6 protein-coding genes and 1 pseudogene are annotated in these 6,000 nt (G+C 37.5%); 4 read left to right on the top strand and 3 right to left on the bottom strand.

Features of this window, described 5'->3' with window-relative positions; genetic code table 11:
- Positions 1 to 168: 168 nt before the first annotated feature.
- The 3 genes from B154_RS0122625 to B154_RS0122615 form a co-directional block, all read right to left on the bottom strand.
- Positions 169 to 1,029 (bottom strand): IS3 family transposase, encoded by an 861-nt coding sequence (locus B154_RS0122625; protein ID WP_018615759.1) that lies wholly within the window; start codon positions 1,027 to 1,029, stop codon positions 169 to 171.
- A 44-nt stretch (positions 1,030 to 1,073) separates the two neighbouring features.
- Positions 1,074 to 1,436 (bottom strand): hypothetical protein, encoded by a 363-nt coding sequence (locus B154_RS29545; protein WP_018615758.1) that lies wholly within the window; start codon positions 1,434 to 1,436, stop codon positions 1,074 to 1,076.
- 830 nt (positions 1,437 to 2,266) lie between these two features.
- Positions 2,267 to 2,701, bottom strand: a complete 435-nt coding sequence (locus tag B154_RS0122615; RefSeq protein ID WP_018616644.1) for a hypothetical protein — start codon at positions 2,699 to 2,701, stop codon at positions 2,267 to 2,269.
- Between the two features lie 454 nt (positions 2,702 to 3,155).
- Here B154_RS0122615 and B154_RS0122605 point away from each other — a divergent pair, with 454 nt between their 5' ends.
- The 4 genes and pseudogenes from B154_RS0122605 to B154_RS33185 form a co-directional block, all read left to right on the top strand.
- Positions 3,156 to 4,166, top strand: coding sequence for an alpha/beta fold hydrolase (locus tag B154_RS0122605; protein WP_169337691.1), 1,011 nt, complete (start codon positions 3,156 to 3,158; stop codon positions 4,164 to 4,166).
- A gap of 152 nt (positions 4,167 to 4,318) precedes the next feature.
- Positions 4,319 to 5,383 carry a ribosome small subunit-dependent GTPase A gene (gene rsgA / locus B154_RS0122600; protein WP_018616641.1) on the top strand — a complete coding sequence of 355 codons (1,065 nt, stop codon included), beginning with the start codon at positions 4,319 to 4,321 and terminating at the stop codon, positions 5,381 to 5,383.
- 182 nt (positions 5,384 to 5,565) lie between these two features.
- A complete protein-coding gene (locus tag B154_RS33190; RefSeq protein WP_018616640.1) occupies positions 5,566 to 5,760 on the top strand; it encodes a hypothetical protein in 195 nt (64 codons plus the stop codon).
- Positions 5,761 to 5,781: 21 nt separating this feature from the next.
- Positions 5,782 to 5,973 (top strand): annotated as a pseudogene (locus B154_RS33185) (GNAT family N-acetyltransferase); the annotation flags it as partial.
- Positions 5,974 to 6,000: the final 27 nt, after the last annotated feature.

Below are 6,000 nucleotides of genomic sequence, written 5' to 3'. Positions count from 1 at the left end.
TGACCCGTCCTGAAAAAAGTTGTCTCTTTTAGGGTGTAAATCCTGCTATTGGTTGTCTAAGATAATACATCCTGAAATAGGTTTAGTTTTTGGTGACTGTTGTGCGGTGGCAAAAAACATTTGCGGTTGCTCCCAAAGCTATAGCTAATGTTTTTTTGCGTTGGCCTGTTATGGTTCCTGCATACTTACCTCCTTCTTTTTTAGGGGTTGATAATAGTTTTTCCATCGCTTTATTTGTGGGCCTTGTTGCTTGTGCACATTGCCTGGTATTTGCCAGTTAAGACTGCTATGTCTTCGTTTATAATTATAGATAAGGATGGATCGGTTAATATGAGCCGCGGCCTGATCAATGGTGTCGTAACAGGGGCTTAGAAGTTCAGATTTTAAGATGCCATTTACTCTTTCTGCTATCGCATTTTCATATGGGTCTCCGTTTTGTGTCATGCTTATATGTGCATAATGATCGTGCAGTAATTGTACATAAGCTTTACTGCAATATTGCATGCCCCTATCGCTGTGATGTATTACTATTCTGTCTGCAGGTTTTTGATCTAAAGCTTTTTTTAAAGCAATGATTGCGCTGCTTACTTTCATATCATCGCTTACATAATGACCTACTATTTTTCTTGAGTAGGCATCGGTAATAAGAAAGAGGTAAGCAAAGCGGTTTTTAAGAGGTATATAAGTGATGTCGGCTACCCAAAGTTCATGTGCCTTTAATGGCGTGAAATCCTTTACCATATTGGGATATCGGTAAAAGAAGTGCTTGCTGTCGGTGGTGTATACACTGCGTTTTGTCTTACGTACCAGCAGCTTGTTTTTTTGTAGCAATAAGAAGAATTTATCTCTTCCCATAACTATGCAATGCTGCTTTAAAAACGGCTGCAGCATTATATACAACTTGCGACCTCCACAACGCGGCTGATGCTTTCTTATAACATCAATTTGAGCAATTATTATCTGCTCCTCAGATAGGTGCTGTAATGTTCTTTTTTGTTTCTTATGATATGCCTGAACAGAAAATCCCAACAGTCGGCAAATTGCTTGCAGACTATAATTTGGCTTTACCTTTTTTACTTCGAGGACTGCTGGGTACCAGGCTTTTTTCTGATTGAAATTTCAAGCTGTTTTTCTGCCACATCTATGAGCTTATCTAATACTTCGGCGCGCAGTTCCTGGTGTTTTAGTTGCTTTTCAAGAGAAGCTATTTTATCAAGCAAGGCTGCATGATTTGCATCGGCTTCTCTCTGCTTTCTCTTCATCGGACTAATGTAATGCTTCTGCTGCAAATTGGTCTTAGGCAAATTGTGAACGCCTTGATATACCTGTACCCAATTACAAATCGTTGTTCTGCTTACACCATACTTTTCCTGCAGCTTTCGGTAGCCACAACGGGTGTTTAAATACTCCTGAATAATCTGATCTTTCAGCTCCATTTTTAGGTCGTTTTACAGACAACCTATTTCAGGACGAGACAATTTCAAGTCGAATGCTTAACGTCCAGCCACAATTTTATAAACACACTAGGTGTGCCCTGGATGGTAAATATAGTTCTTAGAAATGAGAAGTCAAAGAGTGAAAGTCTCTTATGAACGGGATTAATTACCCAAAGCCTTAACAAGTGGCAAGGGTGACAGCAGCAATGCTATATCTGAAGTAAGCCAGACTGCAAATATCTGTACTGAGGAACACGAACTGCATATGAGGCATAGCCAATTGTTTTAAAATGTATAAAAAAAAGATCAACAGTATATACTAAAATAGTAATGTCGGCGTTAAAATGGGATAATCTAATTCGTCCCTACAATGCTTAAAAAATTTACGCCGTTTTACTTAAATTCTCATATTCTCAAACCTCGGGTATTATAGTTCGGCTTGCCGGTGGAGGAACCACCACCGAATTAAACCCAAACGGTGACGGTTGGTCATCATCCTCAACTTCAGGTTATACTTCAAATGATATAACAGAAAGTGAGATTCCTTTTAAAATCATACCCGCCACCTTTTATGAACCAACCGGAGACCTTAACCGTGTTGATGAAGACAGTTGAAAGCTGCTTTTTTGACCCTAATAAATATGCGCAGTGAGCCCCTGATTAAAGCCATTCGCCAAATTGGATTGCCCTATTTATGACAAATTAGGATAGCGTCAAGGCGATAGATTTATAAAGAGGAGAGTATAGACTTGATAGGATTTGGTAGTTTTGCATCAGCAGTACGAACCCTGAAAGGAATAGAAATAGTAAGGATAGTTATCAAGAACAAGTCACTTTATTCTGATTTTTAAAAGAGTTCCCTCCACTGGAGTAGCACATGCAAGGATCGGCGAGTTAAGTGAGGTCGCCAAAGTCTTTATATAGGAGTTTACATTGTAAAATATACCAACAGGCAATTGGTATTTTATGTGCAATAGCAACCTGAGCTTTTTTAGTTCCCGCATGCGAACAGAGTTGATAAAACTGGGAGCGGAGATAAGAGTTTTTCTGCCCGGAACATATTTGATGTGCCTGGCTTTAGCAAGTATGATAGGGAATACTTCACCTAAAACATAGAGCACGGGTTTCCAATAGACACCCGTGCTTTCTAGGCCAACATGAGTAATGCCATGTTGTTGTAGCCATGCCTTTAAAGACAAAAGTTCGACACCGGGAAAGTTTTGTTTTAAGTAAACAGCTATAAACAGAAGCGTTTGGTTTCTCATGCACATTTTTGATAAATATGTCATTTAAATAATGCCAAGGTTCCAACCGGTTTTATGAATATCCATACCAATAAAAATGGTATGGCCTACCAAATTTGTTTTAATTTTATTCATACTGTTGAGTTTATAATGAAATTAAAAGTTAGTGTATCGTTTTTAAAAAGACTATTTTTTTAACTGCCTCAACAGTTCTTAAAAGGTTACATGGAGTCTTGCCAAAATGCAGGCTGACGGAAGCCGTCTTTCAAGTGCAGTAACCCTGTTCAGCTACATATCAAGCTTGACTTTGTCTATTGACCTATGTGGTATCGTTACCTTTTTTATCTTTACTCAGCATCAGTTAGCCGGGTTGGACGGAATTCTACTTCCTGCACTTCCGCAATACCTGAACGTTAACGGCTGTCATTTCATCTGTTTTGAAACAACACATTTTGAATCTTATAAAAATTCAAAAATGATTATCTCTTTAGTGAAGTCCATCTTCGGAGCGGCAAGCACGGAAAAGATAGATAAACAAAAATTTCCAAATTCGATCGCCGAGTTGAGGGCCATTAGTGTTGGAAATTTTGAACAATACATTCTTATCCGGGGAAAGGATATAGCAAATCCGATTATACTGTTTATTCACGGCGGGCCAGGAATAGCAGAAATGCACGAGGTAAGGGCATTGAGTAATTCATTGGAGGCAAATTTTACCCTTGTTACCTGGGATCAACGAGGTTGCGGCAAGTCGTATTCAAAGCAAGTTCCCAACTTTACCCATAAACAAATAACTGCAGATGGTGCAGCATTAATTCAATATTTGAAACACCACTTTAATAAAGACAAAATTTACCTGGTTACACATTCCTGGGGAACGGTACTCGGCTTGGATTTGGCACAATTAATTCCGGCAGATATTAAAGCAATCATCTCAATAGCGCAGTTGGTTGACTTTGCCCGTGCTGAGCTAATGTCATACAACTTTGCTTTAGAGCAGGCAACAAAAAACAATGATGTAAGATCGGTTAAAGTACTGAAAAGAATTGGCCCGCCGCATGACGGATTATATGCAAATGGTGCAAAAGGGTTAACTACTGAGCGAAAAATACTGATGCAACAGGGCGGGGTGTATTACAACAAAAACAAGTTTATACACGTTGCAATGCTGCTATTATTAGCTCCTGAATACACCTTACGTGAAAAATTACTATACAATAAAGGTATTAATCAGTCTCTGACAGCCATTTGGAACTCCGACCTCACAAAAACAAATTTTATAAAGCAACTGCCTGAGATTTCTGTTCCGATTTATCTTTTTCATGGCAGAACTGATTATATAGCACCCCTATCTATTGTAGAAGAATATTTTAACCTGCTAAAAGCGCCTCAGAAAAAACTGGTGATTTTTGAAGGAAGCGGCCATGATCCCCGTATCGATGAACCCGAAAAATTTGTAAAAGAACTCTATGAATGCTTTAAGTAAATAGCCTTTCCGGGATAGCTATTTAAAAAAGGCAGAAGAAGTGTATTGATTATCAGCAGCTTTTTTTAATGGAATTGCCGTAATAGGAGCGTTAGCGGTCAGGCTAAAAAATGACCGTGAGTATTGAATAAGCTAATTAATTCTATATTGAAATGACATTAGAAGATTTAGGATATAATGATAAACTTGAAAAATTAAGGAATGAGAATAACCTTAAAGAGTTTGAGATTGGAAGAGTGATATCAGAACATAAAGAAAGATATATTGTAAAGACTGAGAAAGGAGAATTTGAAGCCGAGATAACAGGGAATTTACGATTTTCATCAAAAAGTCGTGAAGATTTTCCAGCCGTTGGCGATTGGGTTGCAATAACAATTCATGATTCAGATTTTTCCATTATTCACAGCATATTACCGAGATCCTCTTTTATTTCCAGGCAGGACGTTGATAAATTCGGAGAGAAACAAATAATAGCAACAAATATTGATTATGCATTATTGGTGCAAGCCGCTGATAGGGATTTTAATATTAATAGACTTGAAAGATATCTGACAATTTGTAATTCATCGAAGGTTAGTCCCATTATAGTGCTTACTAAAATTGATTTAATTGATGAACATCGGACTTTTGAGATATTGGAGAAAATAAAAGCTCGAATTAAGAATGTTCCGATTATTGCAATAAGTAACGAATCACAAGATGGGTACGACAAAATAAAAGCGATTATTGAAAAAGGTAAAACATATTGTATGCTTGGTTCTTCAGGTGTTGGAAAATCCACTCTATTAAATAATCTTTCCGGAAAATCTATAATGCGAACTGATACAATTAGCCAGAGTACAAATAAAGGGAAACACGTTACAAGTCATAGAGAACTAATTATTCTTGAAAATGGAGGAATATTAGTTGATAATCCAGGAATGAGAGAAGTAGGTATTGCCGATTCAACAAGCGGATTAGAAATTACATTTAATAAGATAACCAGGCTTTCTCAAAATTGTAAGTTCAAAGATTGTACTCACACCAATGAGATAGGTTGTGCTGTTATTGAAGCCGTTGAAAAGGGAGAAATAGACCGGGCTTCATATGAAAATTACCTGAAATTAGAAAGAGAGAAAGCTCATTTTGAATCTTCGGTTGTTGAAAGACGGAAAAAAGATAAGGAATTCGGAAAAATGGTAAAGAATTACAAAAAGGACATCAATAAGAAAAAATGAAGTTCTAAGAAAAGAAGCCCGAACCGCTAACATGCGTTTCGGCGTCATTGGGGGTGAAGTGGTTACATTCAAGTTCAGTTTTTCAAATCAACTTTAGCGCTGGCTTGACAGTTTGGGCTTCGAAATCCCGCACGAACGCCAAGCGCAAAAAGGTTGGCGGTAAGTTTAAACGACTCTTCATTATGACAATTACAATTTCAGACAGACGGAATATTCAACTTGACGACATCGTTAATTTATATAGGGCTAACAAATGGAGTTCTGCCGACAAGCCAACTGAATTGTACAACGCATTGACCAATTCTCACTCATTGTATTCTGCGTGGCACAATGAAAAATTAGTTGGCATTGGCAATGCAATTTCAGACGGACATTAAGTTGTTTATTATCCTCATTTACTTGTTCAACCTGAATATCAAGGCAAAGGGATTGGACAAATGATAGTAGAAAAAATGCAAGAAAAATATGGACATTTTCATATGCAGATGCTGACAGCAGATGGAAAGGCAATTGGGTTTTACAACAAAGTTGGTTTTGTTCGGGCAGGACAAACCCAGCCAATGTGGATTTATAAAGGTGACGAGCATTAAACTATAATATAGAATTTAAAAAATTTG

The organism is Segetibacter koreensis DSM 18137 (genome assembly GCF_000374045.1).
In the GTDB taxonomy this organism is placed as follows: domain Bacteria; phylum Bacteroidota; class Bacteroidia; order Chitinophagales; family Chitinophagaceae; genus Segetibacter; species Segetibacter koreensis.
This window is presented reverse-complemented; position numbering and strand designations above follow the sequence as displayed.

Bases quoted from the DNA above. Each gene is read 5' to 3' on its own strand.
- B154_RS29545 (WP_018615758.1), bottom strand. From the start codon at position 1,436: ATGGAGCTGAAAGATCAGATTATTCAGGAGTATTTAAACACCCGTTGT.
- B154_RS0122615 (WP_018616644.1), bottom strand. From the start codon at position 2,701: ATGAGAAACCAAACGCTTCTGTTTATAGCTGTTTACTTAAAACAAAAC.
- B154_RS0122605 (WP_169337691.1), top strand. From the start codon at position 3,156: ATGATTATCTCTTTAGTGAAGTCCATCTTCGGAGCGGCAAGCACGGAA.
- rsgA (WP_018616641.1), top strand. From the start codon at position 4,319: ATGACATTAGAAGATTTAGGATATAATGATAAACTTGAAAAATTAAGG.
- B154_RS33190 (WP_018616640.1), top strand. From the start codon at position 5,566: ATGACAATTACAATTTCAGACAGACGGAATATTCAACTTGACGACATC.